Source organism: Xanthomonas codiaei, from assembly GCF_002939785.1.
Classification (GTDB): domain Bacteria; phylum Pseudomonadota; class Gammaproteobacteria; order Xanthomonadales; family Xanthomonadaceae; genus Xanthomonas; species Xanthomonas codiaei.
In genome coordinates this window covers 26,052-52,451 of record NZ_MDEC01000028.1, presented here as the reverse complement: position 1 = coordinate 52,451, position 26,400 = coordinate 26,052, and the positions used below count along the sequence as shown (strand labels likewise).

General features: G+C 66.1%; 23 protein-coding genes, 1 tRNA gene and 1 other RNA gene. 6 read left to right on the top strand and 19 right to left on the bottom strand.

Annotated features, from left to right (window positions below):
- Positions 1 to 215: 215 nt before the first annotated feature.
- Positions 216 to 291: transfer RNA gene (locus XcodCFBP4690_RS17560), tRNA-Phe, on the bottom strand.
- Between the two features lie 180 nt (positions 292 to 471).
- Here XcodCFBP4690_RS17560 and XcodCFBP4690_RS17555 point away from each other — a divergent pair.
- The 6 genes from XcodCFBP4690_RS17555 to dxs all read left to right on the top strand — a co-directional run bounded on the left by XcodCFBP4690_RS17555 (position 472) and on the right by dxs (position 6,752).
- Complete coding sequence (locus XcodCFBP4690_RS17555) at positions 472 to 1,008, top strand: lipocalin family protein (RefSeq protein WP_104542926.1); 537 nt, start codon at positions 472 to 474, stop codon at positions 1,006 to 1,008.
- A gap of 97 nt (positions 1,009 to 1,105) precedes the next feature.
- A non-coding RNA gene (locus XcodCFBP4690_RS17550) (sX9 sRNA) lies at positions 1,106 to 1,181 on the top strand.
- Positions 1,182 to 1,254: 73 nt separating this feature from the next.
- Positions 1,255 to 1,731, top strand: a complete 477-nt coding sequence (locus XcodCFBP4690_RS17545; RefSeq protein WP_104542924.1) for an LEA/WHy family protein — start codon at positions 1,255 to 1,257, stop codon at positions 1,729 to 1,731.
- A 37-nt stretch (positions 1,732 to 1,768) separates the two neighbouring features.
- On the top strand, positions 1,769 to 3,562 hold the full coding sequence (locus XcodCFBP4690_RS17540) for an acyl-CoA dehydrogenase C-terminal domain-containing protein (protein ID WP_104542922.1): 1,794 nt from the start codon (positions 1,769 to 1,771) through the stop codon (positions 3,560 to 3,562).
- Between the two features lie 303 nt (positions 3,563 to 3,865).
- Positions 3,866 to 4,522, top strand: a complete 657-nt coding sequence (locus XcodCFBP4690_RS17535) for an HNH endonuclease (RefSeq protein ID WP_104542920.1) — start codon at positions 3,866 to 3,868, stop codon at positions 4,520 to 4,522.
- 313 nt (positions 4,523 to 4,835) lie between these two features.
- Complete coding sequence (dxs, locus tag XcodCFBP4690_RS17530; protein WP_104542959.1) at positions 4,836 to 6,752, top strand: 1-deoxy-D-xylulose-5-phosphate synthase; 1,917 nt, start codon at positions 4,836 to 4,838, stop codon at positions 6,750 to 6,752.
- Between the two features lie 231 nt (positions 6,753 to 6,983).
- Here the strand turns inward: dxs and XcodCFBP4690_RS17525 are convergent, their stop codons facing one another.
- From XcodCFBP4690_RS17525 to XcodCFBP4690_RS17440, 18 genes are all read right to left on the bottom strand, one after another.
- On the bottom strand, positions 6,984 to 8,237 hold the full coding sequence (locus tag XcodCFBP4690_RS17525; RefSeq protein WP_104542918.1) for a glycosyltransferase: 1,254 nt from the start codon (positions 8,235 to 8,237) through the stop codon (positions 6,984 to 6,986).
- Positions 8,227 to 8,838: a hypothetical protein gene (locus tag XcodCFBP4690_RS17520; RefSeq protein ID WP_104542916.1), complete on the bottom strand. Its 612-nt coding sequence runs from the start codon at positions 8,836 to 8,838 to the stop codon at positions 8,227 to 8,229. Before XcodCFBP4690_RS17520 ends, XcodCFBP4690_RS17525 begins: the two co-directional genes overlap by 11 nt.
- The gene (locus XcodCFBP4690_RS17515) at positions 8,816 to 9,967 is read right to left on the bottom strand and encodes a glycosyltransferase (RefSeq protein ID WP_104542914.1); all 1,152 of its coding nucleotides are present in this window, start codon (positions 9,965 to 9,967) and stop codon (positions 8,816 to 8,818) included. The genes XcodCFBP4690_RS17520 and XcodCFBP4690_RS17515 overlap by 23 nt, the downstream gene beginning before the upstream one ends.
- The gene (locus XcodCFBP4690_RS17510; protein WP_104542957.1) at positions 9,958 to 10,917 is read right to left on the bottom strand and encodes an NAD-dependent epimerase/dehydratase family protein; all 960 of its coding nucleotides are present in this window, start codon (positions 10,915 to 10,917) and stop codon (positions 9,958 to 9,960) included. The genes XcodCFBP4690_RS17515 and XcodCFBP4690_RS17510 overlap by 10 nt, the downstream gene beginning before the upstream one ends.
- Positions 10,914 to 11,762 carry an MBL fold metallo-hydrolase gene (locus XcodCFBP4690_RS17505; RefSeq protein ID WP_104542912.1) on the bottom strand — a complete coding sequence of 283 codons (849 nt, stop codon included), beginning with the start codon at positions 11,760 to 11,762 and terminating at the stop codon, positions 10,914 to 10,916. The genes XcodCFBP4690_RS17510 and XcodCFBP4690_RS17505 overlap by 4 nt, the downstream gene beginning before the upstream one ends.
- Positions 11,762 to 12,760, bottom strand: a complete 999-nt coding sequence (locus XcodCFBP4690_RS17500) for a 3-oxoacyl-[acyl-carrier-protein] synthase III C-terminal domain-containing protein (protein ID WP_104542910.1) — start codon at positions 12,758 to 12,760, stop codon at positions 11,762 to 11,764. The genes XcodCFBP4690_RS17505 and XcodCFBP4690_RS17500 overlap by 1 nt, the downstream gene beginning before the upstream one ends.
- Positions 12,761 to 13,015: 255 nt before the next feature.
- Positions 13,016 to 14,032, bottom strand: a complete 1,017-nt coding sequence (locus XcodCFBP4690_RS17495) for a TraB/GumN family protein (RefSeq protein ID WP_104542908.1) — start codon at positions 14,030 to 14,032, stop codon at positions 13,016 to 13,018.
- Between the two features lie 91 nt (positions 14,033 to 14,123).
- Positions 14,124 to 14,585, bottom strand: coding sequence for a cupin domain-containing protein (locus XcodCFBP4690_RS17490; RefSeq protein ID WP_104542906.1), 462 nt, complete (start codon positions 14,583 to 14,585; stop codon positions 14,124 to 14,126).
- Between the two features lie 34 nt (positions 14,586 to 14,619).
- Positions 14,620 to 15,411 (bottom strand): WecB/TagA/CpsF family glycosyltransferase, encoded by a 792-nt coding sequence (locus XcodCFBP4690_RS17485; protein WP_104542904.1) that lies wholly within the window; start codon positions 15,409 to 15,411, stop codon positions 14,620 to 14,622.
- A 4-nt stretch (positions 15,412 to 15,415) separates the two neighbouring features.
- A complete protein-coding gene (locus XcodCFBP4690_RS17480) occupies positions 15,416 to 16,210 on the bottom strand; it encodes a polysaccharide pyruvyl transferase family protein (RefSeq protein ID WP_104542902.1) in 795 nt (264 codons plus the stop codon).
- Positions 16,211 to 16,256: 46 nt separating this feature from the next.
- Complete coding sequence (locus XcodCFBP4690_RS17475; RefSeq protein ID WP_104542900.1) at positions 16,257 to 17,459, bottom strand: GumK N-terminal domain-containing glycosyltransferase; 1,203 nt, start codon at positions 17,457 to 17,459, stop codon at positions 16,257 to 16,259.
- Positions 17,460 to 17,523: 64 nt separating this feature from the next.
- Complete coding sequence (locus XcodCFBP4690_RS17470) at positions 17,524 to 19,026, bottom strand: lipopolysaccharide biosynthesis protein (RefSeq protein WP_104542898.1); 1,503 nt, start codon at positions 19,024 to 19,026, stop codon at positions 17,524 to 17,526.
- On the bottom strand, positions 19,023 to 20,060 hold the full coding sequence (locus tag XcodCFBP4690_RS17465; protein WP_104542896.1) for a glycosyltransferase: 1,038 nt from the start codon (positions 20,058 to 20,060) through the stop codon (positions 19,023 to 19,025). Before XcodCFBP4690_RS17465 ends, XcodCFBP4690_RS17470 begins: the two co-directional genes overlap by 4 nt.
- Positions 20,057 to 21,199: a glycosyltransferase family 4 protein gene (locus tag XcodCFBP4690_RS17460; RefSeq protein WP_104542894.1), complete on the bottom strand. Its 1,143-nt coding sequence runs from the start codon at positions 21,197 to 21,199 to the stop codon at positions 20,057 to 20,059. Before XcodCFBP4690_RS17460 ends, XcodCFBP4690_RS17465 begins: the two co-directional genes overlap by 4 nt.
- Before the next feature lie 67 nt (positions 21,200 to 21,266).
- Positions 21,267 to 22,343 (bottom strand): acyltransferase family protein, encoded by a 1,077-nt coding sequence (locus XcodCFBP4690_RS17455; RefSeq protein ID WP_104542892.1) that lies wholly within the window; start codon positions 22,341 to 22,343, stop codon positions 21,267 to 21,269.
- A 13-nt stretch (positions 22,344 to 22,356) separates the two neighbouring features.
- A complete protein-coding gene (locus XcodCFBP4690_RS17450; protein WP_104542890.1) occupies positions 22,357 to 23,445 on the bottom strand; it encodes an acyltransferase family protein in 1,089 nt (362 codons plus the stop codon).
- Positions 23,442 to 24,728, bottom strand: coding sequence for a polysaccharide biosynthesis protein GumE (locus tag XcodCFBP4690_RS17445; RefSeq protein WP_167394689.1), 1,287 nt, complete (start codon positions 24,726 to 24,728; stop codon positions 23,442 to 23,444). The genes XcodCFBP4690_RS17450 and XcodCFBP4690_RS17445 overlap by 4 nt, the downstream gene beginning before the upstream one ends.
- A 94-nt stretch (positions 24,729 to 24,822) precedes the next feature.
- On the bottom strand, positions 24,823 to 26,277 hold the full coding sequence (locus XcodCFBP4690_RS17440; protein ID WP_104542886.1) for an undecaprenyl-phosphate glucose phosphotransferase: 1,455 nt from the start codon (positions 26,275 to 26,277) through the stop codon (positions 24,823 to 24,825).
- Positions 26,278 to 26,400 lie beyond the last annotated feature (123 nt).

Below are 26,400 nucleotides of genomic sequence, written 5' to 3'. Positions count from 1 at the left end.
CGCGAACAACGGCACCGGCCACTTGCCGCGTGCGCTGCAGAAGCAGTGATCAAGCTGTCTCCACCGCGGCACCCATCCATCACACACCAGTGCCAATCGAGCGAGCAACGCCATCGACACCGCCGCAACGAACGGTCTGATCAACAGCCATGCGAAGGAGAAATCACGGAACCGGTAGACGCCGGAAAGCCTTGCGAACGAAGGCTTGCAGAAAATGGTGGCCGAGGACGGAATCGAACCGCCGACACGGGGATTTTCAATCCCCTGCTCTACCAACTGAGCTACTCGGCCACTTGCCTGCAACACGATGCCTGCGTTGCGAGGACGCGCATCATAGCGAGCAGGCGCAGTTTGGGCAAGCGTTGCGGCCAACTTTGTTGCCAGGCCAGGTTTTAGGGAGGTTTCTTGCGCCGGTTCACGCCGCGCGGCGGGGTGCATGGCCTAGCCTGCGCGCGTCCACCGGAGATCGCCATGCGCCTGCCCCGCCTGTTGTTGTCGTGCATTGCCCTGCTGCCGCTGACGGCGCTCGCGCAGCAACCGGTGCGTGCGGTGCCGCAGCTGGATCTGTCACGCTACGCCGGGCAGTGGCATGAGATCGCGCATCTGCCGGTGTCGTTTCAGAAGAAGTGCCGCGGCGACATCACCGCCAGCTACACGCTGCGCGACGATGGCCTGATCGGGGTGCGCAATGGTTGCCGCACCGCCAACGGCGAGCTGGCCCAGGCCGACGGCGTGGCGCGCCCGGTCCAGGGGCAACCCGGTCAGTTGCAGGTGCGTTTCGCCCCCGAATGGCTGGGCTGGTTGCCACTGGTGTGGGCGGACTATTGGGTGATCGCGCTGGACCCGGACTATCAATGGGCGGTGGTCGGCGAGCCGGACCGCAAATACCTGTGGATCCTGTCGCGCTCGCCACAGATGCCGCGCGCGCAGTTCGAGCAGCTCAAGGCGCAGGCCACCCGGATGGGCTACGACCTGTCGCCGCTGATCGTGGCCGCGCCGCTGCTGTAAATCGGGCTGCCTGACGATCAGCCAGAGCGACGTCGCCTTGGATCAGCCAACACAACCACTACACAGCCGCGCAGGCGCGGCCGGTACCCGGTGCGGCATGGCCCACTCGTACATTCCGGTTCTTGCACGCCGTCCACACCCAGCGGACGACTGCCGGCGATGTTCGATTAGCCGCTCCAGGCCGCGAGGCGCTATCCGTACTGCGTAGTATTCTTGGCGCCGCCTCATCGCCAAGGACCCAAGTACATGCGTCGTGCCTATCGCCTTCTGATCCTGTCGCTGGCCTGGGGGCTGCTGTTGAGCGGCTGTGGCGGCGCGGTGCGCCGTGTGTCCGAGCCGGCAGCCAGCATCCAGCAACTGACCGTGCGTGCCGACGGCTCGTGGTCGGTGGACCTGCGCCTGCAGAACTACAGCAGCATTTCGATGCAGTTCGAGCGCGTGGCGCTGGAGATCTCCGCCGGCGACCAGGTGGCCGGCAAGCTCGACCAGGCCGTGGGCATCTCGATCGGCCCGGAAACCGCCGACATGGTCACCGTCAACCTGCAACCCACCTCGCTGGGCCGGATCACCGTGGCCGACGTGCTCGCCGGCGGCCGCTCGCTGCCCTATACCCTCAAGGGCACCGTGTGGGCGACCCCGCAGGACAAGAAACAACGCGAGTTCGCGGTGGAATCGCGCAACACGCTCAGCCCGGCCCCCGGCCTCAACGGCGTGCTGCGCTGACGCGCACGCCTCCCGTACCGTCTTCGAAGGATCCCGCATGAGCAGCTATACCGCCCCGCTGACCGACTTCCGTTTCGCCCTGCACGACGTCCTGGGCGCCGAAGCCCTGTTCGCCCGGCTCGGCTACACCGAGGCCAGCGCCGACATCATCGATGCCGTGCTCGAAGAGGCCGGCCGCTTCACCACCCAGGTGCTGGCGCCGCTGAACAGCGTGGGCGACGAAATCGGCTGCGCCTTCGACAAGAGCACCCACGCGGTGACCACTCCGCCCGGCTTCCGCGCCGCCTACGATCAGTTCGTGGAAGGCGGCTGGAACGGGCTGACCGCCGAGCAGGAATTCGGCGGCCAGGGCATGCCGCATCTGCTGGGCGTGCCGCTCAACGAAATGATCAACTCCGCCAACCTGGCCTGGGGCAACTTCCCGCTGCTCTCGCATGGCGCCACCGAGGCGCTGCGCCAGCACGGCGAGGCCTGGCAGCAGGAGGTCTTTCTCAAGCCGCTGATCGACGGCCGCTGGACCGGCACCATGTGCCTGACCGAACCGCACTGCGGCACCGACCTGGGCCTGCTCAAGACCCGCGCCGAGCCCAATACAGACGGCAGCTACGCCATCACCGGCACCAAGATCTTCATCACCGCCGGCGAGCACGACCTCACCGACAACATCGTGCATCTGGTGCTGGCCAAGCTGCCCGATGCCCCGGCCGGCGCCAAGGGCATCTCGCTGTTCGTCACTCCCAAGTTCAAGGTGGGCCGCGACGGCACGGTGGGCGAACGCAACGCACTGCATTGCGGCTCGATCGAACACAAGATGGGCATCAAGGGCTCGGTGACCTGCGTGATGAACTTCGAGGGCGCCCAGGGCTATCTGGTCGGCCAGCCGCACAAGGGACTGCAGGCGATGTTCACCATGATGAACACTGCGCGCCTGAGTGTGGGCCTGCAAGGCATCGGCCTGTCCGAGCGCGCCTACCAGAACGCCCTGCGCTACACCCGCGAGCGGCTGCAGTCGCGCGCACTCAGCGGCGCCAAGGCACCCGACAAGCCTGCAGACCCGATCATCGTGCACCCGGACGTGCGCCGCATGTTGCTGACCATCAAGTCGCTCACCGAAGGCAGCCGACTGCTGGCCCTGCACGCGGCCAGCCTGGTCGACCTGGCCCACCGTGGTGCCAGCGAGCAGGAACGCGATGATGCCGAGACCCTGGTGAGCTTCCTCACCCCGATCTCCAAGGCCTGCCAGACCGAGTGGTCGATCGAGAACACCTACCACGCGCTGCAGTGCTTCGGCGGCCACGGCTACATCCGCGAATACGGCATGGAGCAGCTGGCGCGCGATGCCCGCATCACCACCATCTACGAAGGCACCACCGGCATCCAGGCGCTGGACCTGATCGGCCGCAAGACCGCCGCCAGCCAGGCCGCCGGGCTCAAGCTGTTCCTGGCCGACGTGGAAACCTTCGCCAAGGCACAGGAAGGCAATGCGGCACTGGCCGAGTTCATCAAGCCGCTGCGCGACAAGGCCAGCGAATGGGCCATGCTGACCCGCGACGTGCTCGACCGCGCCGCGCGCAACCCGGACGAACTGGGTGCGGCCAGCTACGACTACCTGTTCTATTCCGGCTATGTGGTGCTGGCGTACTGGTGGGCGCGCAGCGTGGCCGCCGCCGATGCCTCGGCGCAGGGCGAGGAGTTCAAGCGCGCCAAGCGCGAGACGGCACGCTTCTATTTCGCCCGCATCCTGCCGCGCACGCTGACCCACGCCGCCACCATCCGCAGCGGCGCCGCACCGTTGATGACGCTGGAGGCGGAGCTGTTCGGCGACGCCTGAGCGCCAGCGCATCGCGGCAGGCTGCCGCCGTCGTAGGAGCGGACCTGGCCGCGACAAGCCGACACCGATCGGCAAAGCCTCGCGCCCAGGGGCGCTCCTACAGACAACCATCGCGCCCCCCCGCTGTCGTAAGAGCGGACCTGGACGCGACAAGCCCACACCGATCGGCAAAGCCTCGCGCCCGGGGACGCTCCTACAGACAACCATCACGCCCCCCGCTGTCGTAGGAGCGGACCTGGCCGCGACGAGGCCGTTCGCTGCGATACACAAACTGTCAACGATCGGGTATAAGCTGTTTTCCCGATGGAGACAGACACGCACGCAGGTGATGTGATCTTCCCCGGAGGCAGCACTGCTCCGGTCGCGGGCAGCGCTGTCGCTGCGATCCAGCAACTGCCCACCTTGCGCCTGCTCTCGCTCGATGCGCATGGCCGGGTACTGGACTGGATCAACTGGCAGGACGCTGCCTGCCTGTATGCACGCGATGCGGTGTCCTGGACCCTGGGCGAGCCCTGCATGCAGATCCACGGCGGCATCTCGCGGCTCACCGGCATGCGCAGTACGCTGGATCTGCATCCCATCATCGCCGCACGCGGCCATGCCCGTTCGCGCGCGCTGGACCCCACCCCCACGCTCAGCAACACCGCGCTATTCGCGCGCGATGCGCAGTTGTGCATGTATTGCGGCCAGCATTTCAGCCGCCCGCATCTGACCCGCGACCACGTGATGCCGGTCTCCAAGGGCGGGCGCGACACCTGGGAGAACGTGGTCACCGCCTGCTTCCAGTGCAACTCGCGCAAGGCCAACCGCACCCCGCAGCAGGCGCACATGCCGCTGCTAGCGGTGCCGTACCGGCCAAGCTGGATCGAGCACCTGATCCTGTCCAACCGCAACATCCTCTCCGACCAGATGGCGTTCCTGCGCGCCCAGTTGCCGAAACGTTCGAAATTGTCGCTGTAAGGCGCATCGGGCCGCTTCTGATCTTCACCGCGACCGCGCCGATCTTCGGCCGACCCGGCGCGTCGGCAAGTCGCTCATCCACCAGCCAGGCGTGCCGCGCGCAAGCACCGTGCAGCCGCCGCGTCTGGCCCCCCATCACTGCCAGGAATGCATCGCGCAGGGTGCGGCAGATTGCCGCAGGCGCCTGCGTGCAGGGCGCAGGCCAGCAACACCGGGGCCGCACCGCCCTCACCGCCCGCTGACAGCTGAACCGGTTTGCTTGCCGGGCCTTCGCATGGGGAGGACAATATGGTTTCAGCACATTGACACGATGATGATCGACTCCACCCGCTATCCGCGCCTGTCGCGCATCCAGACCCCCGACGACCTGCGCCGCTTCGACGAGGCCGAGCTTGCGGCCATCGCAGACGAATTGCGCGCCTATCTCATCGAATCGGTGGGCAAGAGCGGCGGGCACTTCGCGGCCGGGCTGGGCGTGATCGAACTCACCGTGGCCCTGCACTATCTCTACCAGACTCCGGTCGATCAGCTGGTGTGGGACGTCGGGCATCAGACCTACCCGCACAAGATCCTCACCGGCCGGCGCGACCAGATCCACACGGTCAAGCAGAAGGACGGCGTGGCGCCGTTTCCCAAGCGCGAAGAGAGCATCTACGACACCTTCGGCGTCGGTCATTCGTCGACCTCGATCTCGGCCGCGCTCGGCATGGCGATCGCCGCGCAGCGCAATGGCGACGACCGCAAGGTGGTCGCGGTGATCGGCGACGGTGCGATGACCGCCGGCATGGTCTACGAAGCACTCAATCACGCCGGCGGCATGGAGCCGGAGCCGAACCTGCTGGTGATCCTCAACGACAACCGCATGTCGATCTCCGAGGCGGTGGGCGGGCTGACCAAGATGCTCGGCCGTGCCAGCGGCAGCCGTACCCTCAATGCCATCCGTGAGGGCGGCAAGAAGATCCTCGGCGACAAGAAGAACAATCCCACCGCACGCTTCGTACGGCGTTGGGAAGAACACTGGAAGGGCATGTTCGTGCCGTCCACGCTGTTCGAGGAAATGGGCTTCCACTACACCGGCCCGATCGATGGCCACGACCTGCCCGGCCTGGTCGGCGCGCTGAAAACACTCAAGACCCTCAAAGGTCCGCAGCTGTTGCACGTGATCACCACCAAGGGCAAGGGCTACGAGCTGGCCGAAGGCGACCAGATCGGTTATCACGCGGTCGGCCCGTTCGACCCGAGCAAGGGCCTGGTCGCCAAGACCGGCGCCAAGAAGCCGACCTATACCGATGTCTTCAGCGACTGGGTCTGCGACATGGCCGCCGCCGAGCCCAGGCTGCTGGTGATCACCCCGGCAATGCGCGAAGGCTCGGGGCTGGTGCGCTTCAGCAAGGAGTATCCGCAGCGCTACTTCGATGTGGCCATTGCCGAACAGCATGCGGTGACGCTGGCCGCCGGCATGGCCACGCAAGGCGCCAAGCCGGTGGTGGCGATCTATTCCACCTTCCTGCAGCGCGGCTACGACCAGCTGGTGCACGACGTGGCGGTGCAGAAGCTCGACGTGCTGTTCGCGATCGATCGCGGTGGCGTGGTCGGCCCGGATGGCGCCACCCATGCCGGCAACCTGGACCTGAGTTTCCTGCGCTGCGTGCCGCACATGGTGGTGATGGCGCCGGCCGACGAAGCCGAATGCCGCCAGATGCTGAGCACCGGCGTGCACTACGCAGGCCCGGCCGCCGTGCGCTACCCGCGCGGCACCGGCCCGGGCGTGGCACTGGATGCCTCGCTGACCACCCTGCCGATCGGCAAGGCGCAGTTGCGCCACAGCGGCACGCGTATCGCCCTGCTGGGCTTCGGCGCATGCGTGGACGCCGCCGAGGCGGTGGGCCGCGAACTTGGCCTCACCGTGGTCAACATGCGCTTCGTCAAACCGCTGGACAAGGCGATGCTGCTGGAGCTGGCCCGGACCCACGACGGCTTCGTCACCATCGAAGACAACGTGGTGGCCGGCGGCGCAGGCTCGGGCGTGTCCGAGCTGCTCAATGCCGAAGGCGTGCTGATGGCGATGCTGCACCTGGGCCTGCCGGACAGCTTCCAGCAGCACGCCAGCCGCGAAGACCTGCTGGCCGAAGCCGGTATCGACCAGGCCGGCATCCGTGCCGCGGTGCTCAAGCGCTGGCCGCAGCTGATGGCCACCAGCGCACCGGCATTGAACGCTGCCGCGGGCTGAGCGCGACCGACCCGCCACGCCGCAACCACCCGGTGACGGCAGTTGCACAGGAACCGGCAGAGGCCTTGCGTGTGCCGGTTTTTCTCTGGCCGATCTACCGGCCTGGCAACCTCGCTGCGAAGTCGCACCAGACGCATCGCACCGTGGCACTGCCTTGCGCGATCGCAGGCGCATGGTTGCATTGCCGCCGCGTGCGGCTGCAGCGCGAGATCATGCCACTCGCCTGAGACGCTACGCCGGCACCGCGCCGGTGCGCTGAAACGCGTCCACCAGCTCCACGATGCGGCCACGCGCCTGCATGTCGTGCAGCTCCGTCTGCAGCCGGCGCACACCCGGGCCCGGTTCGGGAGACGCGAGTGCCTGGCGCAATAGCACCGGTAGCCCATCCAGTTCCCGCAGCCACCATGCCGCACCGGCGGCCTGCAACCGTGCGGCGTGGTCGAACTGGTCGTAGTCCAGTGGATACACGATGGACGGCAGCCCCGCATCCAGGCAGGCGTACAGGATGCCGGCACCGCCGTGGTGAACCACCAGCGCGTAGCGATGCAGGTGCTGCGCATAGTCCACGTAGGGCAGACGCCGGTAGTTGCCGCATGCCGGCCGCGGCGGTGCGGCGGTATCGCCATCGCTGAAGTGGAACACCACCTCGGGAAACTGCGGCGCCAGCGCGCGCAACACCGCATCCATGCGCTGCTTGACCCATTGCAGGTGGGTGCCCAGGGTCACCAGCACATGCCGCCGCCCGGCGAGAAACTCCGGTGCCTGCACGGCTGACGGGGGCGTGCACAACTGCGGCCCGACAAAGCGCAGTGCGGCGGGCCAGCGCTGTGCGAACTCGAACGACGGCACTCCCAGGGCCAGGATGCACTGCGGCGAATACACCGCCTCGCTGCCATCGTTGCGGTACAGCGCCGGCAAGCCGCAGGCCCGCATCTGCCGCCGGTAGCAGGCATGCAGGCTGCGCTTGAAGCCGCGGGTGAGCCGCCGGGCGATCGCATGCCAGGCACGCTGGCGCAGCGTGGCCGCAGGCAGCAGGCCACCGAAGTACGCCGGCGGCCCGCCGCCCGTTTCGATCACGCAGGGCGATGGCATGCTGGTCCACCAGGCGATGCCCATCGCCTGCGCCGCCAGCCCGGCACTGGGCAGGGTGAAATCGGCGATCACCAGGTCCGGCCGCCGCGTGCGCCAACGCGCCTGCAGCGCATCGCCCACCTGCGCCATCAATCCCAGCGCGTTGTGCAGCTGCCGGCGCAGCCGCAGCGGATTGCGGCCCACCGCATGCGGCGGATTGGCGATCTCCAGCAACACGCGGTCGGCGTGCGCATCCAGGACGCCTGCGCCGCGCAAGCCACATGCCTGGATACGCGCCTGCGCAGCCGGCGTGCTGATCACGTGCACGTCGTGATGCGGCGCCAGCTGCCGGGCGATGGCCAGGATGGGATGCAGATGCCCGCTGTACGGCGGGGCGACCAGGTCAATGCGCATGCACCCGGCCCCGCAGCGTCTGCTGGATCGTGGCGACGAAAGCCTGGCAGGCTGACAGCACGTCCGCAGTGGTCAGGTAATCCATATGCCCGCAGGCCGGCGCCAGCTGCACCGGCCCACGAAACAGCGCACGCGAAATCCAGTCGCCGCGCCCTTGCACGCTGTGCAACTGCGCGAACGTGGCCGGTTCGTGGCAGACCGGGCCGTAGGCGAACACCGCCAGACGCGCGCGCAGGTCCTGCGGCAACTGTAGCGCGGTGAGCAGCTGCAACCCGCAGCTGCCGGCCAGCAGCACCGTCATCGGCGCCTGCGCGAGCAAGGCCTGCACGCTCATGCGGTCGCTGTGCGCCACGCGCGCCGCACGCGCGGCCAGGTACTGGCGCGCGTTGCAGACGCTGGCGCGCCACAGCGCAACGCGACGGTGTGGCGCCATGTCGCTGCGGTACGGGTAATTGGATGCGATCAACTGCCGGCCATCGCCATGCAGCTGCTGCAGGAAATCGCGTTGCTGCGCGCTCAAGGCGCAGCTCGCCGGGTCGCTTTGCCCGGTGAAAAAAGCGATCTGCAAGGGCGGCACGTCACTGCGCACGGAAGCGACCATCCGCCAGCACGCGGTAACGCCGCGTGCGCCAGGCGATGCTGCGTACGCAGGCCGCGTGCAGCAGGTGCAGCGGCTGCAGGCATTCGGCCAGGACCGACAGCACCGGCCGGTGGCGTACCGCACCGCTGCTGCGCCACTGCACCACGCACAGCAGCAGCGCCCGCAGCAGCAGGGTCGTCGCCCCGCAGGCGATGGACCAGCCACCGGGCTGCACGCAGATGGCGAGCAACAGGGCCAGCAGCAGTACCGGCGGCACCCCCTGCAGCACCGCGATGGCAACGGCGATACCGATGCGTTGACGGCGCAGCAGGATCGATGCGAACAGCATCCAGCGGTGCATCTGGCGGGCATAGCTGGGCAGATCCGGCATGGCGGTACGCATCGCCACCGGGGCGATGGATTGCCAGAGACGGCCACCTCGTTCGCGCACCAGGGCGGCCACGGCCAGATCGTCGGTAAGCTGGTCCAGCACGCCGCCAAGACCGCCCCAGGCACGCAGGCATTCGGTGCGCGCGGCGTAGCACATGCCGTTGATGGTCAGCGGCGCGGCGAACGGCAGCCAGCCCAGATAGGTGAGCGCGGCATTGTTGTTGACGAACTGCGCCAGCAGCCGCCCGGCCAGCGTGTCGCTGTCGCGGTAATGCGGTAACGCGGTGACCAGATCGGCATGCTGCAGATCGCGCAGCAATTGCGCCAGCGCAGCGGCGCTCAACTGCGCATCGTCATCCAGCACCAGGCTGATCGGCGCTTGCACCTGCGCAAGCGCCGCCTGCAGCTTCCACGCCTTCGGATTGAGATCCGGCGGCGCGGCGGGCACCTGCATGCGGGTAATGCGTAGCTGCGGATACAGCGCCACCAGCGCATCGGCCACCGTGTTGCCGGCGCGGTCGTCTGCGTCCAGCAGCCACAGGAAGTGTGCCTGCGGCAGCGCCTGCAGGTTGGCGGCCAGCACCTGCTGCAGATGCGCGTCGCCGCCCAGGATGGGCTGCAGGATCGCCACATCCGCCTGGCTGGCTGCAACGTCATGCAACGGCGCCCTGGGTGCGCGACGCATCACCCACAACACCGCTGCGGTCTTGACGATCAGCAAGGCCAGATAGAGCGCAGCCAGGGCCGCCACTAGGCCCATTGCGCCGCCTGCCAGCGGACGAACGCCTCCACGCCCTCGTCCAGACCGACGCTGGGCGGCCCCAGATCGGCCAGCGTGCGCTGCGGATTGAAGGTCTTGGAATACGCGAACACGCCCACGCCGAAGCGCGTGATCGGCGGCTCGCTGCGCAACCGCAACAAGCGATACGCGCCTTCCACCACGCTGGCCATGCGTAGCGCCGTGCCGATGCGCACTTCGCGCTGCGGCAGCGGCAAGTGCAGGCGTGCCAGCACATCCAGCAACAGCTGCTGCAGGTCCACCGGCTGCGCATTGGTGAGGTTGTAGGCGCGCTGCAGCTGCGGTGCGGTGGCAGCGCGGTAGAGGTAATCGCACAGTGCATCGATGTAGATCAGATCGCCGATCACCGGCCGGGTCTGGCCGACAAAACGCGGCAGCGCGCCCTTGCGGGCCGCCGCGATCACGCGCGGGAACAGCACCGTATCGCCGGGGCCGAACACCGCACGCGGGCGCAACACCGACCATTGGCCTGGATACGTGTCCAGCAGCGTTTCACCCAGGTACTTGGTCTGCGCATAGGTGTTGACGAAGGACGGGCCGATCGGGCTGTCCTCATCCAGGTCGTACTGATGTTCCTCGCGGTAGAACACCGAACTGGACGAGACGTACAGCAGGCGTGGGCAACCGTGCCGCCTGCAGAAGTCGATGACGTTGGCGGTGGCCTGCACGTTGTGCTGGTGGAACTGCGCGCGCGTTCCCCACGGCGAGGCCAGCGCGGCGGCATGGATCACCACGTCCGGCTGCCAGTCCAGCGCGAACGGCTGGCTCAAATCGATGCGGTGATAGTTGGGCAACGCGCAGGCGCGGCGGCCGATGCCGTGGATCTCGACACCGGGCTGCCCCTGGAAACGCCGCAGGAAGGAACCACCCACAAAACCGGACGCACCGGTCACGAGAATGCGCAGGCTCATCGCCACTCCGGTTGATAACGGTCGAGACTGGGCTGGCAGTGCGAAGGCAGGATGACCAGCTCCGGATGCGCCTGCGACAGGCCGTGCAGCTGCCGCACGGTGCGCTGGAAAGCGGGCCAGTCGTGCATCACCAGGCGGGTGGGCCAGGCTGGCCATTGCAGTGCCTTCCAGGTCGCCGACGACCACACCGCATCTGCGCACAACAACACCTCGCGGTCCTGCTGATCGCGCAGCCATAGCCCCATCTGTCCCGGCACATGGCCAGGCAACGGCACGGCCAGCACGCTGCCGTCCTCGAACAGATCGTAGGCAGCGCCCAGGCCCTGCCAGGCACCGGTCGATGCGCGCTGCGGCGCCTGTTCGGCAAACTGCAGGCGTCGATCGAAATCGGCCGGCAGCAGCTGCGGCAACAGCGCGCGGCGCAACCCGCCCAGGCGCGAACAGCTGCGCATCTGTTGATAGTCCGCGCGCAGGCAGATGAAACGCGCGTTCGGCAAATCGCGCAGGCCACCGATATGGTCGGCGTGGAAGTGCGAGATCAAGCACCAGGCGATCTCGTCCAGCTGCACGTCACGACGCGCCAGTTGCGCGCCCAGGGTCTCGTGCGCCGGCAGCGTCACCGGCGTGGTCCAGCGATACAGGCGTTCCGGCCACGGATCGGTGGCGCGGAAGAAATGCCCCGCATAGCCGGTGTCGTAGAGCAGCGCGCCGCGTTGCGGGTGCCGGATCAGCACGCTCAAGGCCGGAAACTCGACCGCATGCCAATGCCCATCGGCGCGCACCATGCGCTCGCAATGCCGGCAATGGCCGATGCGCAGCAGCTCGAGCGAAACGCGCGGTGCCATCAGTAGCGCAACACCATGCCGCCGATCGCCAGGCCGGCGCCGGTGCCGAGCAAGGCGACCAGTTCGCCGCGCTGCAGTTGCCGATCCACCACGGCATGATGCAAGGCATGCGGCAACGAGGCGGCCACCTGGTTGCCGGTGGTCGGCAGGATGCGCACCACCTGTTCGGCAGGCAGCCCCAGCGCCTGCACCACATGATCCAGGCCGCCACCGGAGGCCTGATGCGGCACCAGCCAGCGCAACGCGGTGGCCGCAACCCCCGCCTCGTCCAGCAGCTGCGTCCAGAACGCCGGCAGGTGACGCGCGGCAAAGCGATACGCGCCACGGCCATCCATCCAGAACAGCCGCGAGGCCGCGGGCGCGCTGGCCTCTCCGCATGGTGCGCGAGTGCCACCGCCACCGATGCGGCACAGGTCCGCGCCGCTGCCGTAACTGGCAAGGCGGCTGGACAGCAACGCCGAGTCCTGGTCTGCACTGCTGCGCCCGACCACGACCGCGGCAGCACCATCGCCGAACAATCCCGCCGTGCCGGGGATGGCATCGTCCAGCCCGGCCGAGGCCACCTCGCTGGAGACGATCAACACGCGCCGATAGCGGCCCAGGGCCAGCGCGCTGGCGGCCATGTCCAGCGCCACCAGGAAGCTCAGGCAGGTGGCATTGACATCGAATGCGGGAATGCCGGAATCGCCCAGCCCCAAGGCGCGCTGGATCAGCACCGCCTGGCAGGGAATCGGCTGCTCCATCACCGCGCAGGCCGAGATCAGGCAGTCGATCTGGCTGGCGTGGATGCCTGCATTGTCCAGCGCCTGCCGCGCTGCGGCCGCTCCCATCGACGATGCCGTTTCGCCCTCGCCCACGTAATGGCGGCTGACGACACCCAGCCGTGCGGCGGTGGTTCCAGCCGGCAACTGCCAGCGCGCATCCAGCTCGCCCGAGGTGACTTCGCGCGCCGGGACATGGCGTCCGGTGCCCAGGATGCGCAGCGGCAATGCGTTCAACACGAAAGCTCTCGGCAAACAAGGCGCGCAGCATACAGTGGCAGTAACAGCATGCCTAACCCACCCGGATGGCCAGTCGCCCTGCGCGACCGCAGTGCCATCCGGCCGGCGCGCGACACAGCTCCGGCAACCGGGCGCGGCAAGCACCGCGCCGAACGCCAGAAGGCGTTGCGCGACCGACATCGCAGGCGAACTGCGGCAAGCACTGGCACGTGCAGGTTGCCCGGGACGCGCGCCGCTCCTCGCGTCAGGCGATCACGGCGCCTCTACCTGATAGCCGAGGGCCTGCAGGCGGGCCACATAGCCGTCGGGCGCGGTCAAGCGGCTGATCGGCAACACCGAGAAGGTGCTGCGATTGCGCTGCAAGGCGGCACTGGCGATGCCGAGCCAATGCTCGCGCATGCGCCGCTCCAGATCGTCGATACCACGCTTCCTGACTGCATCGGAACTGGCCATCGCGCGCATGCACGCCGCCTGCGGGTCTTCGCGCGGCAACTGGCGCAACGCTTCGATGTCGCCCACCGACCAGGCATTGGCGCGTTCGACCATGGTGGGCAGGTCGCGCTCCACGGTCACCAGGATGCTGCGAAAGCAGGCCGTATCGTCCATGCCGCCGGCGCGAAATTCCTTGAGCGCCTGCCGCGGGTCGGTGATCTTGTAGTCCAGCGCCGTCGGTGTCGGCTTGATGCCCGCGCGCTTGGCGGCGCGCTCCACCACCGACCAGATCACCGGCGAGCGTGCCAGCCCCGACCGTTTCAGCGCCGCCTGGTACAACTGGCCAGCGGCCAGCATCGGGCGCTTGCGCTCCACGCCGCGATCGTTGCCGATGTAGCGGGCCTTGGCCACGCTCCAGCGCGCGTACAGATCGGGCGGCAGCACCTGCTGCAGTTCGCGGCCATCGGCGTTCTTCATCGCCTTCATCGCCGACGGCAGCAAGGTGAGTTTGCCGAAGAACCCGATGTCCGCATCGAGCTGCACGGTCGGCGCCATCAGCACCTGCTGGGACTGGCCGATGATGGTTTCCACCTCACTGGATTGCCATTGCAGGCGCTTGGGCAACGGCGACTGCGTGCCCAGGATCCACAACACATGGTCGCCCTTGCTGACCTTCCACAGGCCAGGCCCGGGCTGCACGCCGCGGACCACCATCGCTTCCAGGTCCACCACCGGCGGTGGTGCCGGCGCCGTCTTCGGCGGTGTCGTTTCGCTGGCGGCCGCCAGCAGCGACACCAGCATCAAACCCGCTCCCCATCCCGCTGCCCTGTGTCGCATCGCGCATCGCCCCCTGTGTGGGGCGGACATTACGTGAAGCCCGCACCGGCCGCGTTAGGGAAGCGTTGGGCTGCGCCGGCAAGGCATGCCGTCAGCGCGGGGCCAGCGTTGCCAGATGTGCTGCCAACGGCGAGGTGGCGTCGAGCAATGCAAACCCTTCCCAGATGAAGCCCGGCGAGACCGTGCAGCCCACCAGGGTGAAATCGCCCAGCGAGCGCGCCGCCTGCCACTGCCCTGCGGGAACCACCTGCATCGGCTCGCCGCGTTCGGCCGCGTCCAGGATCAGCCGCTGCAGTTGTCCGCTGGCTTCGTCATAGACCAGCAGCTCCAACGCGTCGCCCTGCTGCCACTGCCAGGTTTCCTCGGCATCGACGCGATGCCAGGCACTGCATTCGCCCGCAGCCAGCAGAAAACGGATGGCCGTCAGCGCCGGGCGGGCGCGTCCGTCGTCGATCACCTGACGGGCAGAGGCGTAGATGCGGCGGAAGTGCCCGCCTTCCGGGTGCGGGGCAAGCGCGAGCGAGCGGATCAGGGCAGCGGCAATCGGATGCATGCCCGCATGCTAGGCCAGCAGCCGGCGCCGTGCATCAAGGCAACTGCTTGCCCGCACGCAGACAGCTGCGGAAGAACACCAGCAGGTCCCAGCTATAGCGCTTGAGCAGGCGACGCGGCTCGTTGAGCAGGCGGTACAGCCACTCCATGTGCAGGCGGCGCACCCACTCCGGCGCGCGCCGGGCAGTGCCGGACAGGAAGTCGAGCAGCGCACCGACGCCGAACACCAACGGGACGCGCAGCGCGTGGCTGTGGTCGAGAATCCAGCGCTCCTGCAAGGGGTTGCCGAACGCCACCAGCAGCACATCGGCGCCGGATCGATTGATGCGCTCGGCCAGGCCTTCGCCGGCGGCGGCAAACTCGCCATAGCCGTCGCACATGCCGACCACCTGCTGTTCCAAGGTTCCGGTCAAGGTTGCCGCTGCCGTTGCGCCGACGCCGGGACGCCCGCCCAACAGGAAGAACTTCAATGGCTGTGCGCTTTGTTGGCACAGGTAGGGAATCAGGTCGGTACCGTTGAGGTTGCCGGCAAAGCGGCGGCCATGAATCAGCCGTGCCGCCAGATCCATTCCGATTCCATCGTTGACGATGCGCACGCTGGGTTCGCGCATGCGCATCCGCAACGCCTGGCATTGCACGACGAAATTGGTGTTGGCGAAGAACACCCGGCGCGGCTGCTGCGCCGCCAATGCATGGAACAGGTCCAGCGCGAAGGCTTCCTGGGTGGTGGACAGCACTGGAAAGCCACCCAGCGCAATCACCACGCCCGGCGGCGCCTCCACCGCGGCGGCAGTTGTGTCCACATCCATGCGCTGGCCCTGCATCATCGAATCACCAAAGGTCGTAAGGGAAGGCCGCCAGCAAGCCGGCTTGCAGCGCTTCCAGGTCGAAGCTGCCATTGCCACCCAGCGCCAGGCACTCTTCCACGGTATTGCCCGAATGCCACTGGGTGCGCCCGGTACCGTAGTAGTAGTCGTCGTACTTGAAGCGATCCTCGCCATTGCCCCAGTCCAGATACACCGCCGGGATGCCGTAGGCCTCGGCCAGGATCAGGCCATGCAACGAACTGCTGACCACCAGCTCGGCACCCAGCAGGCGGCTCATGAAGGTCGCCGGCTTGACGTTGGGAAACACCAGGTGATCGGCGTAGGCGCTGTATTTTTCGACCGGCTCGTTGAAATGCGGAACGATCGCAAATGGCCGCTTCTCCACCGGGCCCAATGCGTCGGCCGGGAAGAACATCGGGGTCAGCAGCCCCGGGTCGCCATAGACCTCCGGCACCGCGATGCCGCGATCCAGCAGGAATTGCCGGGTCTTGGGCCCGCGCACCGCGCGCACGTCCAGCGTGCTGAAGCTATTGCGCTCTGCGGGAATCTTGCCGTTGATGCCGCTACCCCAGACGGTGTCGCCGTCCTTGGCGAAATGCAGCACCGACCCGATCGCGATGAGCTTCTTGCTGAGATCGCGTTTTTCGATCAGCGTCTTGTCCTGCAACGACAGCACACAGGACACGATCACCTTGGAGAGATGATCGCCCATGTTGACGCCAGCGTTTTTCGGCTGCCACCAGAACAATGCGCGACGTTCTGCGTGCTCTATCCACTTCTGCAGCAAAGCGTTGGCCATTACCAAGGGTCTCCTGTGTACAAACGTGCGAGGTGCGCCGCATCGCTCAATGCGAAAGCGCCGCCTCCGAGGAAGCACGCGCGGCGGCGCCGGTGTGCTGCGGATACAAACGGGTTTCCGGGTACGCGGCCGGGTCGAGCACGCGGTCGGTGGTGTCCGACCAGTTCAGGCACTGGCGGTAACGCACATGCGGCGCATCCATCGCCAGGCCGATCGCGGCAACGATCGACTCCGCATTGCCGGGGGTGTATCCAAAGCGGGATTGGTACGGCCCGACCACGGCGTTGGGGCACACCGCCGGCAAACCGAAGAAATCGTACTGCAGCAACTTCATCGAACTGTCGGCCAGGTAGACCGGCACCTGTTCCGATGCATACGGCGCAATACCGAAACACGCGTGCTTGATGTAGCCGATGGTCTCGGCGTGCTTCATTTCACCATAGACCACGACGTTGTCGCCATAGCCCGGGTGCCGGCCCATGCCGGAGCCGATGACATGGAAGGTGACCTGCGGAAACGCCTTGCTGGCCACCACGAAGAACTCCGGATCGAACAACATCGATCCCACCGCCACTGCATGGATACCCTCGCCATACGGCGATGGGTCTCCCAGTTGATCCAGGTTGTGATCCACGCCATGGCCTACGTGGTAGACGTTGTCGCGGCTGGCGATCTCCTCCGCCATGGCCGGCGACACCAGCGCAATCACATCCAGCGAGGGCGCCACCCGATCGAACTCGCGTTCGATATAGGACGCCACGTTGATCGTGCTCAGGCCGTCGGAGGCGCGATACACCAGCTTTGCCGCAGGGTTGGTGCGCTTGGCCAGCTCGATGAACGCCACCGCGATACCGCTTTCGAACACGATCACGTCGGCGTCGCGCATCCAGTCGAGCAATTGGCGCGGCGGATGCGCTGCATACCAGCGGAACATCGCATCCTCCACCGACTGCAGCCAGCTCCTGCGCGTGTTGAAAGGGTGCACCGTGGTGCGCCACAGATAGCAATCGACACCTTTGTGCGACACCACGGTGTTGGCGGTTTCATCCAGCGGCAAGCGCATATCGCCCTTCATCCGCGACAGGCGGCTGTAACGCAGCGAGAAAAACCGCGTGGTGCCACGCTGCGCGAGCTGGTCGGTGATGAAGTGGATGTTGGCGCGGCGCGGCGTGCGGTAATCGTGTGCGGACAAGACCAGATAGCAAGGCCGGCGAATACCGGAAGCAGCGGCGGCAGGTGTATCGCTCATGGGCCGTGTCCTATGAATGAGTGGGAGAAAGCATGCCCGACGACAGGCGAAGACGATGTCGATCTCATCGGCGCGCCTTGGCCTGGGTCAGCAACTTGCGGATATTGATGATGGAAATCACGTCGCGGCGGAACGCCGGCCAGATGCCCAGCATCAGCAGGCAGGCCGCAGCCATCACCGCAGCGCCAACGCCCAACTGTTGCCACAACGGGCCGCCGACGGCGATCGATGCGTAGTACGCGCAGGCACCGGCGAGTCCATAGGCCGTCATCGCGCGCACTGCATTGACGAATAGCGCGCCCACCGGCGTGTCGGAGATCCTGCCGACCCAGATCAACGACAGCGGCCAGGTCACCAGCAGGCCGAACGAATAACCGATCGCCACACCCATCGCACCCCAGCGCGAACCGACGAAGATGCAGGCGATCAACACAAGGCGGCTCACCAGCGAGTACACCAGTTGCTGGCGCATCAATCCCCTGGCCAGGAACACCCAGTAGGTGGCGTAAGACGCGGTCTGGAAGATGCCGCCCAGAGTGAGCACCTGAAACAGAGGCACCGCTTCGCGCCATTGCTCGCCCAGCACCAGCACGATCAGCGGCATCGCCAGCGCACAGGCGAAGGAGAACAGCGCCACGATCAGATGCACCATCACCGTCTGCCCACGCAGCAGGAAAGCGCTGAATCGCTCGCGATCGTCCTGCAGCTGCGACAGCACCGGCAACGCCACACTGGTGGCCGGCGCGTTGATCTGGTTCAACGGCATCATCAACAGCTGGAATGCGCGGTTGTACAGACCCAGCGCATCCGGTCCGGTACGCCAGCCGATGATCACCTGTCCCACGTTGCGGCTGGCATATCCCAGCAATTGCGCCGCCATCAGATTCCAGCCGAAGCTCATAAAGTCGCGCATCGGCACGGCGCGTTGATAGCCGCCCGGCAGCCAGCGCGCGCAACTGGCAGCGATCACCAGGTTGACCGCCGCCTGCACCACCTGCTGCACCACCAGCGCCCAGTAACCCCACCCCAGCAAGGCGGCAACCACCGCCGCGCCCAGGCCCAGCACCTGCGAGCCGACATCGCTCAACGCCACCTGCCCGAAGCGCAGCCCGCGACTCAGGTGCGCGCGGTACTGCGTGGTCATGCCATTGATCAGAAAGGTCACTGCCAGCGCCTGGGAGATGGTGACCAGCGCCGGCTCGTTGTAGAAGTTGGCGATCAGATGCGCCGATGCGAACACCAGCACCGACAGCGCCAGACCGATGCCACTATTGATCCAGAACAGGTTGTCGCGCTGCTCGCGGCTGACGTGCTTGGCCTGCACCGCAGCGGCCGACAGGCCGAAATCGCGCAGGATCTCCGCGGCGCCGACGATGGCGGTGACCATCGCCATCAGGCCGTAATCGTAAGGCGTCAGCAATCGCGCCAGCAGGATGATGCCGCCGAACTGCACCACCATCTTGGCCGACTGGCCCAGCATGGTCACTGCAGCGCCGCCGGCGGCACGCGAACCGAGACTGCGCTGCGGCGGCGCGGGAGTCGGCGGTGTAGGCGTTTGGGCGGTCACAGCGCGGCGTCTCCATCCTTGCCCAGCGCTTCCAGATAGGTGCGGTAATGCAGTTGGCCGATACGCGGCCAGTCGCGCTGCGACAGATCCGGAGCGGGTCCGCGCGGTGCCGCGCGCACCTTGTCCAGCATGCCGGTCAGCAACGCCGCGTCGAAGTCGCCCTCGTAGAGGAACACCCAGCCCGGCCCCACTTCTTCGGCGATCGCCGCATTGGATTCGCTCCACGGCGCCAGCACCGGCCGCGCCAGCGACAACGCCAGCAACAAGGTGCCGGAGTTGTGCATCTGCCGGTACGGCAGTACCACCAGTTCGGCTTCACTGACCTCGCGCGCCAGCACCGGCTCTTCGACGTAGGCCAGCAACGCGGTGATGCGCGGATCCTGCGCGCACGCGTCTTCCACCAGGCTCCGCATCTGCGGGGTGGCCGGGTTGCCGACGATACGCAGATTCAGGCGCGGATCGGCCACCTGCCGCATCACTTCCAGCAACGTTTCCACGCCCTTGTACGGGCGGATCAGGCCGAAGTGCAGCAGCCGCCCGGGAACGGTGCTGCCCTGGGGCATGGGCGCGAACCAGTCGCGGTAATGTCCATGCAGGATGGTGTCGGTAAACGGCGGACGCGGCGGCGTGGTCGCATTGATGCGGATCCAGCGACGTGTGAGACGGTCGATCCAGCGCAACAGACTGCGCTCGCGCCAACCGCGATCCTCATGTGGTGCCAGGTTATGCAAGGTCCGCACGACCGGCGTGCCGGTCACCTGCAGCTTGAGCAGCAACAGGGCCGCACAGATCTGCTTGGCCAGCGTCCCCGCGGCGCTGGGATGACGCAGCAGGTACTCCGGCCAATGCAGGTGCAGCACGTCGTAGCGCGACAGCAAGGCATCGCGCATCGAGAAGAAGCGCAGCTGCACCGCGTCGGGCAGCGCGTCATACAGCTGGGTCAGATAGGGATTGGTGTTGGCGTTGGGCTGCTCGGTCGAGAACAGCACCGTAAGCCGCGGCTTCGCCGCCGCGGTGGCTGCCGGAGCGCTCATCGCCGCGTCTCCTGCGGGCGCGGCGTGCCCAACGCCATGTGGTACTCGTCGACATAGCGCCCGACCACGTGTTTCCAGTCGTACCGGCCCACGTAGGCCATGGTGGCCGCGCGACGGCTGGCAAAGTCCGTATCTGCCGTCAGCGCCAGCGCCTGTACCTGGTCGGCTGCCGCCTCGATACGGTCGCGGTTGACGATCACGCCCTGCCCCGACTCGGTGGCAAGCCGCACGAACGGCGGGATGTCGCTGAGGATGGGGATCAATCCTGCGCTCATCGCCTCCACCGCGGCGATACCGAAGCCTTCGTGACGCGACAGGCAGACGAAGAACTGCGCCTGCTGCATCAGGGCGCACAGTTGTTCCTGCGACGGCGACATGCTCAGCTGCACCTTGTCCTGCAATCCGCGCTCGGCAATGGCCTTGCGCAAATCGGCCTCGTTCAGATCGTACTCGCGGCCGGCGACGATCAGACGCCACTGCGGGTCGCGCTTGAGCGCCGCCTGCAGCAACTCCAGGGTTTCGATAAGACCCTTGTTGACCGACCAGCGGCCGAAATACAGCATCGTCCGGCCCGGGGTCGCTGCGCCCTGCCCCGCATATTTCTCCACATCCACGCCGTTTTCGATCACGCGCAAGCGCGCCGGCGAGACCACCTTGGCGAACAGCTCGCCGTCGTTCTCGCTGGTTGCAATCACTCGCGAATATGCCAGAGCCGAGGTACGCGTCAGGGTCTGGAACCACAGCTGCTTCATGCGCGAGGCGTAAGCGGTGTGGAAGAAGCCACCATGCGTGGACACCACCATCGGCTTGCGATGCATCGGCTTGGTCAGTGCCAGGTAGTCGTAGAAAAAATCGATGCCATGCAGATGCACCAGGTCCGCGGAGCGGATCGCACCCAGCACCGACGGCGCCAGCGGATAACGCGACGAACCGCGATAGCCGATCCGCCGGATCGGCAGGCCCTGGTAGGTTTCCTGCGGCGCCAGCCGTGCGCCCGGGTCGGTGAACACGCGATCGAGCGTGACCACCTCCACCGTATCGGCGCTGATGGCCTGATGCTGGCGGGCCACATTGAGAACGACTTCCTCCATACCCCCGATCGACGGGTGGAATTGGCGGACGACATGCACCACTTTCATTTACGCCAATCTCCTGTGCCGGCAACATGCACGCAAGTGCTGCGACGGCTGATGATTCTGCAACTCGTCATTGGCCCTTCAACCCCAACATCCATGGCGCCAGACGCACCAGGACCGCACACATCGGCACGGCGCAGGCGATCGCGAGCGCGCTCAGCCCCATCGCCCAGATCGGCGTACCGATGAGTCCACGATCCACCAATCCGGTCCGCGCAACCACGCTGGTCACCACCAGGAACACCAGCGTGTGCGTGCAGAGAATCAGCAAGGTATTGGTGCCGATCCACTGCACCCAGTGCCAGTTGCGAAGGAAATAGGCCACGCACAAGGTCATCGCCGTGCCAAGCAGGCTGACCAGCAGGAACAGCGCCGGCCAATGCCCGAACTGCAGGTTGTTGACATCCACCTGGCCGTTCCATGCGGCCAGCGTTCCCCATGTAGCCGCCAGGACCGGCAAGGCCAGTGCCCACGCCAGCGCCGAGCGCAGCGCATCGGCGATGCGCGACAGCGCACCGCCGACGGCAACGAAGAACAGCGCAACCGGCAACACGTCCAGCGCAAGCGGCAGGCGCAGTTGCAGCGACGGAAACCAGCTCGCCCAGGCCAGCGCGAGCGGCAGGCCGAGCGCGGCCACCACAGTGGCGCTCAACCGTGCGCGCAGTGCAATATAGCTCAGCGTTGTGACAAACAAGGCAGGCAGAAACCACAATGCCGGGAGCACATACAAACGTGTTCCGTTGGCCCACACCACACCGGTGAAGGGGTGCCACCACGGGCGTGCACCCGGTTGCTGAAATGCATGGTTGAGCACGGCCATCAACAGCCACACGCCGTAAGCGACCAGGAAAAATCCCAGGTACGGGATCAGCAGCGTCCGCGCCAGCTTCTTGACCGTCGCCACGTTCAATGCGCGTTGCCCGAAACGCTCGCCCACCCAGCCGGACAGTACGAAGAACAGCGGCACATGGAAACTGTAGGCAAACAACTTGTAGACCGGCGGCATCCCGCTCGCATGACCGAGCACGACCAACACGATCGCAAGCGCCTTTGCGGCATCGATCTGCCAATCGCGCGTGGCTGCAGCCGCAGGCCGGGCCAGCGTCCTGGCCGACTCCGCCGCGGGCGAATACGACGCCGTTCTCATGCCACCGCGCCGGTCATGCCGTCACCGCGCGTGCACCCAGTGCCCACGGAGCAAAGCGCATCAGGATCCAGCGCATGGGGATGCAGGCAACCAGGGCGAACAGCGTGACGAAGATCGCCCAAGCTAGTCCCGGGCGCGCCGAGCCGAACCCGCCGGCAAGCGCCGCAACGCCGGACAGCACGAAGAACACCAACATGTGCGTGCACAGGATCAGCAGCGTGTTGCGACCGATCCACTGTATCCATGCCCAGCCCTGTACCAGCCGCGCGGCGCAGATCACCATCAGCGAGCCCAGCACGGCGCTGAGCAGGAACACCGCGTGGTTGCGTCCGAACTGCAGCATGTTGACGTCGATACGTCCGTTGAACTGCGCCAGCCAGGCAACCGCAAGCGCCAGCACCACGGTCACCAGCGCGCTGACCGGCAACGACGTGGGCAGGCGCGGCGACACATGGATCAACAGTGCGCCGAGCGCGTAGAAACACAGCGACACCGGTAGCACATCCAGCCCGAAAAAAAGCCGGATCCCCTGCGCAGGGAACCAGTTCATCCAGAGCCACGCCGCCACCAGCGCCACTGCAGCGATTGCCAGCGGCGGCAACACGCGACGCAGCAATACGTAGCCGATCACCGTCACCAGCATCACCGGCAGGAACCACAGCGGCGGCTGCACGTACAAGTCGGGACCGATGCCGGTCAGCAGCGACACGATGGGCTCCCACCAGGGATGACTGCCCCAGCGCGCTGCCTTCTCCCCGATATTGCGGGTCAGCAACCAATACGCATAGCCCAGCAGGTAGAAGGTGACATACGGCAGCAGCAGGCTGCGCGCCTGCTTGGTCATCGTCTGCGACAGGCTGGTGGTGCGTGAGGCATAGCCTGCCGCCAGCCATCCCGACACCAGGAAGAACAACGGCACGTGGAAGCTGTAGGCGAACAAGGTCATGCCATACGGCACGCCCTTGGCATGGCAGAACACCACCAGCAGGATCGCGATCGCCTTGGCGGCATCGATCCGCGGATCGCGGGCGCGCCCGCCAGTGGCGATGCGCACGCCAGCGTCATGCACGCCGGTCGATGCGGGAGTAGCGAGCGCGCTCATCTCGATGCTCCCGCCGGCAAGGCCAGCCGCGCATCGTCATCGGCTCGATCGTCGTTGACCGACGCCGGCGAGCTCGCCGCCGACCAGGTCGGACGCATGTGCCAGAGACAGCCGCAGACGAACCACCACAGCGCCGAAGTCTTGATCGAGAAGTAGCCGTTGGAGACCAGCAGGCTCAGCGCGAAGGCGAAGATGGCCAGGTTCTTGAACAACTGGCCTTCCTTGCTCGGCATCAACAGCAGGAAGGAATACGACAGCAGGAACGCCAGCACCCCGACGATCGACTGCGATGCAATGAAGTAGGAGATGCCGCTGTCGAAGTAGCGGTATGCCTGGGCGAAATCCAGACCCATCCAGGACTCGAACGAAAGATTGTTCATCGAATACACGGTGAAGAATACCCGGCCCATCGTCGTGTCCTGGTAAGCGGTGATCCCGGTGACCCACACCAGCAACCATGCGCTCATGATCACCAGCAAAAACACCAGAAACGCCAGGCGCTGATCCAGGCGTTTCAATAGCGGTGTCAGCAACACCATCAGCACGCAGGTACCCGCCGCGAGTCGTCCATCCGAGGCCACGATCATGAAGCCGATCAAGCCCACCGACAGGATCAATGCAGCCGGACGCATCCAGCGCCAGAACACCAGCACGATGGCTGTAAAGAAACAGATGTAGTTGCCCATCGTCACCGGCTCGATGAACCACGACGAAGCACGCGGCAGATTGGAACCAGGCAGGAAGTTGCGCTCGCCCGGACGCGTGGCGCTGACGAACAGATTGCTGTCTTCGTTCCAGAACCCTTCCGCGCTCATGCCGCGGGCGTTGACGAAGAAACTTTTCGGGTTGACCAGGTCGCCATACGCAGTCGGCATCGCCAATTCGAAGGCCGCCACCAACGAGACGATGATGGTCATGCGGATGAACAACTTGGGCACCGAGCCTGTATACGCCGAGCCCAGCACCACGAACGCAAACACCACCAAGGCGTCGCGGAAGAACTTCGGGTCGATCTGCCAATTCACCAGAAACCGCACGAACATCAGCAGAACGATCAACCCCAGGCCGCTGATGATCAGGGCGAGCCGCTTGCGGCTCAGGGAACCAAGGCCGAGCAGGAAACACGCCGCATAGACCATGAACTCGACCGCGTAGGTGATCACCGGCCGGACGGTGAACACGTTCGCATTGATCAGTGCCAACACCAGGTTGTAACCCACGCCCACCAGCAAGGTCAGCTCGATGAGCAGGTTGTGCCAGCGAACGCGGGTCTCTTCGCTCATTCGGATCAGCATGCAGACGCCTGCCTGGAAAGGGCGGCTGCAACGCAGCCGCCCGCGGCGCCGGACGCGCCAGCTCGCACGCTTGCCGCCATCATCAGTACGCGGTCTTCTGTCCGAGCACGCGCACCGCAGTCAGCACGATGATGCGGATATCCAGCCACAGCGACCAACGACGGATGTAGTCGAGGTCATACTGGATGCGCTTTTTCATCGTCCGCAGCTCCGGGGTTTCGCCGCGGAAGCCGTTCACCTGCGCCCAGCCGGTGATGCCCGGCTTGACGTAGTGGCGCTGCATGTAATGGTTGATCAGCTTTTCGTAGTGCGTGTTGTGCTGCGCCGCATGCGGACGCGGACCCACGATCGACATGCTGCCGCCCAGTACGTTGAAGATCTGCGGCAGCTCGTCCAGGCTGCTGCGACGCAGGAACGCGCCGAAACGGGTGATACGCGTATCGTTCCTGGTCGCCTGCTGGATGGTGGTGCCATGATCGTCATGCACGCGCATCGAGCGGAACTTGTACATGTAGAACTCGCGGCCACCCAGGCCATGGCGGCGCTGGCGGAAGAACACCGGGCCCGGCGAGCTGAGCTTGACGCCGACTGCAATGGCGGCCATCAGCGGCCATAGGCCCATCAGCGCGATCACGGCCAGGATCTTGTCCTGCAACGCCTTGGCCACCACGAAGTAATTATCGCGGTCGACGCCGCCCTGGCGCAGGTTGATCACCGGCGTATTGCCGATCTGCTCGCCGGACTGGTTCAACAGACCGAAGTCGAACAGGTCGGGCACCAGCTTCACGTTGATCGGATAGCGATCCAGGCGCTGCAGCAGCTGCTTGATATGGTCGCGCTCGCCCAGCGGCAGCGAAATCCACACCTGTTCCACCTGGTTTTGCTTCAGGTAATCGATCAGCGCATCCGGTTCGCCCAGGCACGGCAGCGATTGGCGCTGCTCGGTCACGGCGATGTCGTAGGGAGTACGGAAGTAACCGACCAGGTTCATCCCCACCCACGAGTTGCGGCTCAGGTAGTGATTGATCTTCATCACCGGGTGGCGCAAACCAACCACCACCACGCGCTGCACGTCCACGCCCTGCGCGCGCAGATGGTTCAGGAAACCGCGCAGCAAGGTACGTGCCGCTACCAGCGATGCCAGGCCGCCGACGAACCATAGGCCGATCCAGCCGCGCGAGACCTGCTCGCCCACCTGCACGATCAGCGCATGCACCGCGAACAGGGCGAACACGCCGCCAAAGGCGCCACCCAGCACCATCAGCTCGCTCAGCAATCCACGACCGCGCCAGCTGCGATACAGCGGAAACAGGGCGAAGCAGATCACCGAATACAACAGCGTGGTGGCGATGGCGACCCGGTACGGTGCCGCCGGCACCCAGGAGCCGAACACGACGCGATAGGCGACCAGGCCGGAGACGACCACCATGGTCAGGTCGAAAACGCGCAGCACCAGGTCGGCTGCGGCCGAATACTTGGACAACAATCGTGGCGAGGATGTCGTGTAAGTCGCGCTACTCAAGTCTGCCAAAAGCATGGGGATGTCCTCCAAACTCGATACGGCGCATGCGGGGGAACATACGAATCGCACGCGAGTTTTCAATCATCTCCGTCGCATGATCACCGCGGTAATACCTACCGACCCCAGATCACCCGACAG

What these genes read in the sequence shown, in the direction of transcription:
- XcodCFBP4690_RS17555 (WP_104542926.1), top strand. Translation starts at nt 472, where the DNA reads ATGCGCCTGCCCCGCCTGTTGTTGTCGTGCATTGCCCTGCTGCCGCTG.
- XcodCFBP4690_RS17545 (WP_104542924.1), top strand. Translation starts at nt 1,255, where the DNA reads ATGCGTCGTGCCTATCGCCTTCTGATCCTGTCGCTGGCCTGGGGGCTG.
- XcodCFBP4690_RS17540 (WP_104542922.1), top strand. Translation starts at nt 1,769, where the DNA reads ATGAGCAGCTATACCGCCCCGCTGACCGACTTCCGTTTCGCCCTGCAC.
- XcodCFBP4690_RS17535 (WP_104542920.1), top strand. Translation starts at nt 3,866, where the DNA reads ATGGAGACAGACACGCACGCAGGTGATGTGATCTTCCCCGGAGGCAGC.
- dxs (WP_104542959.1), top strand. Translation starts at nt 4,836, where the DNA reads ATGATCGACTCCACCCGCTATCCGCGCCTGTCGCGCATCCAGACCCCC.
- XcodCFBP4690_RS17525 (WP_104542918.1), bottom strand. Translation starts at nt 8,237, where the DNA reads ATGCGCATTGACCTGGTCGCCCCGCCGTACAGCGGGCATCTGCATCCC.
- XcodCFBP4690_RS17520 (WP_104542916.1), bottom strand. Translation starts at nt 8,838, where the DNA reads ATGGTCGCTTCCGTGCGCAGTGACGTGCCGCCCTTGCAGATCGCTTTT.
- XcodCFBP4690_RS17515 (WP_104542914.1), bottom strand. Translation starts at nt 9,967, where the DNA reads ATGGGCCTAGTGGCGGCCCTGGCTGCGCTCTATCTGGCCTTGCTGATC.
- XcodCFBP4690_RS17510 (WP_104542957.1), bottom strand. Translation starts at nt 10,917, where the DNA reads ATGAGCCTGCGCATTCTCGTGACCGGTGCGTCCGGTTTTGTGGGTGGT.
- XcodCFBP4690_RS17505 (WP_104542912.1), bottom strand. Translation starts at nt 11,762, where the DNA reads ATGGCACCGCGCGTTTCGCTCGAGCTGCTGCGCATCGGCCATTGCCGG.
- XcodCFBP4690_RS17495 (WP_104542908.1), bottom strand. Translation starts at nt 14,032, where the DNA reads ATGCGACACAGGGCAGCGGGATGGGGAGCGGGTTTGATGCTGGTGTCG.
- XcodCFBP4690_RS17490 (WP_104542906.1), bottom strand. Translation starts at nt 14,585, where the DNA reads ATGCATCCGATTGCCGCTGCCCTGATCCGCTCGCTCGCGCTTGCCCCG.
- XcodCFBP4690_RS17485 (WP_104542904.1), bottom strand. Translation starts at nt 15,411, where the DNA reads ATGATGCAGGGCCAGCGCATGGATGTGGACACAACTGCCGCCGCGGTG.
- XcodCFBP4690_RS17480 (WP_104542902.1), bottom strand. Translation starts at nt 16,210, where the DNA reads ATGGCCAACGCTTTGCTGCAGAAGTGGATAGAGCACGCAGAACGTCGC.
- XcodCFBP4690_RS17475 (WP_104542900.1), bottom strand. Translation starts at nt 17,459, where the DNA reads ATGAGCGATACACCTGCCGCCGCTGCTTCCGGTATTCGCCGGCCTTGC.
- XcodCFBP4690_RS17465 (WP_104542896.1), bottom strand. Translation starts at nt 20,060, where the DNA reads ATGAGCGCTCCGGCAGCCACCGCGGCGGCGAAGCCGCGGCTTACGGTG.
- XcodCFBP4690_RS17460 (WP_104542894.1), bottom strand. Translation starts at nt 21,199, where the DNA reads ATGAAAGTGGTGCATGTCGTCCGCCAATTCCACCCGTCGATCGGGGGT.
- XcodCFBP4690_RS17455 (WP_104542892.1), bottom strand. Translation starts at nt 22,343, where the DNA reads ATGAGAACGGCGTCGTATTCGCCCGCGGCGGAGTCGGCCAGGACGCTG.
- XcodCFBP4690_RS17450 (WP_104542890.1), bottom strand. Translation starts at nt 23,445, where the DNA reads ATGAGCGCGCTCGCTACTCCCGCATCGACCGGCGTGCATGACGCTGGC.
- XcodCFBP4690_RS17445 (WP_167394689.1), bottom strand. Translation starts at nt 24,728, where the DNA reads ATGAGCGAAGAGACCCGCGTTCGCTGGCACAACCTGCTCATCGAGCTG.
- XcodCFBP4690_RS17440 (WP_104542886.1), bottom strand. Translation starts at nt 26,277, where the DNA reads ATGCTTTTGGCAGACTTGAGTAGCGCGACTTACACGACATCCTCGCCA.